Annotated in this window: 2 protein-coding genes; both read right to left on the minus strand. The window is 69.9% G+C overall.

What is annotated here, in order from left to right; all coding sequences use genetic code 11:
• Positions 1–103 precede the first annotated feature (103 nt).
• A complete protein-coding gene (locus RB628_RS40495; RefSeq protein WP_318325647.1) occupies positions 104–943 on the minus strand; it encodes a transposase family protein in 840 nt (279 codons plus the stop codon).
• 53 nt (positions 944–996) lie between these two features.
• Positions 997–1,443, minus strand: coding sequence for a hypothetical protein (locus RB628_RS40500; RefSeq protein WP_318325648.1), 447 nt, complete (start codon positions 1,441–1,443; stop codon positions 997–999).
• Positions 1,444–1,654 lie beyond the last annotated feature (211 nt).

Raw genomic sequence — 1,654 nt, forward strand, 5'->3', positions numbered from 1 at the left:
TGAGAGGTGTGCAAGCTGAAGTTGCTGGTCACGGGGCTGGTGTGCGTGGGCATCGGGATGCTCGTGCTGGTCGCTGGCAGGTGACTTTGGTGAAGATCGTCGGTCAGCGGGCGACTTCGCGGTTCGTGAGGACCAGCAGGGCCCGGACCAGGGCGGTCGCCCAGGAGGGGTCGGTGCGTACCTTGCCGAGGATGCGCCAGTTCTTGAGGTGGGCGAAGCCATGCTCGACGGGTGCCCGGACGGCCGCCAATGCCGTGTTGGACAGCTTCTGGCCTCGTGTCAGGGGCCGGTTCCGGGCGGCCTTGTAGCCGGTGATCACCGCCGGGTCGGCGTCGGGGCCGCTGTCGTCGAGGCCGACGAATCCCAGGTCGGCGATGGCGCCGAGCCCGGCTTCCCGCAGCCTCTGGGTGAGCTGGTCGTGCCGGCAGGCGGTGATCTCCGAGGTGCGCCCGGGGCGGGCCGCCGAGATCCACAGCAGTCGGCCGCGGTCGTCGGTGAGGGCGATCACGAGCAGGCCGTGGCATTTGTTCTTGCCGGAGTAGTTCTTCCGGTTTTCCTTCCCGGTTCTGCGCCGGGTGCGGATCACCGATCCGTCCAGCAGTACGATGCCGCCGCCCATTCGGGCGATCTTCTTCAGGGCCCGGTCCAGGCGTGGGGCGCGGGCGGCGAGCAGGCCGACGACCTCTCTCACCCATCGGGTCACGGTGGTGCGGTGCACTCCGTTGCCGCCGGCCAGGTCGCCGGGCCGCTGGTCACAGCGCAGCACTGCCAGCACGATGGTGGCGATCTTCCCGGCGGGCAGGACGCGCCACCGCGAGCCGATCTTCTTGAGGTGGCCGCGTATCAGGTCGGCGAGCCAGTTCAGGGTCGCGCTCGACAGCGGCAGGCGGGCGGTGTAGACAAGGCCGTCAGGGCCCTCGACGGAACTGTTGTTTTTCGTCACACAAACTCAACTGCCGCCGGGGGCCCGTCAGTTACGGGCACGCACCCGCGCGACTACGGACGTGCCGTGAACCGCCCGTCGCCCCGCTTGTGCAGCCAGCCGCGGTCGGCGAGCTTGGTCATCTTCGCCCGCAAAGGTTCCAGCTTGCCGCGCACCGAGGCGTCCAGGCCCAGCCGCTCACCGACCGCCCTGACCTGCACCGGGCCGTCGGCCTCCCGCACGATCGCCAGAATCTTGCGGTAGTCGCCGGGCAGCGCGCCCTCATCGGCCGCGTCGCTGCGGTGCGGGATGAGCAGCACTGCCCGCCCGGCCACCTTCACCGCTACCGGAGCGACAGCCTCGGCATCGGCCTGGACCTGCTCGGCCAGACGGTTCAACACCCGCTCCGCGATCGCCAGTTCGTCCCGCTCGACCTGAACCTCCTGAAGCTGCTTGGCCAACGCCTCGGCGAGGGCGTCCAGTTCGCTCCGGCGGGCGGTGATCCACTGCCGCTCCTGCATCACCCGCGCCCTCCCGCGTTCTCACGGCGTGCCGACCTGCTGACGGATCGTAGGCGGGGGCCGGTCGTGGGCGCAGCCGAACCCGGCATCCCGCCGGAGCCGGACCTGCCCGACGATCTACGCCATGGTCATCGGCCGCCGACCGGCACGAGTACCCCACCCACCATTCACACCAGACCCGTGACCTGCGACTTCACGATGCACACCACTC

It is taken from the genome of Streptomyces sp. ADMS (genome assembly GCF_033441795.1).
Taxonomy (GTDB): Bacteria; Actinomycetota; Actinomycetes; order Streptomycetales; family Streptomycetaceae; genus Streptomyces.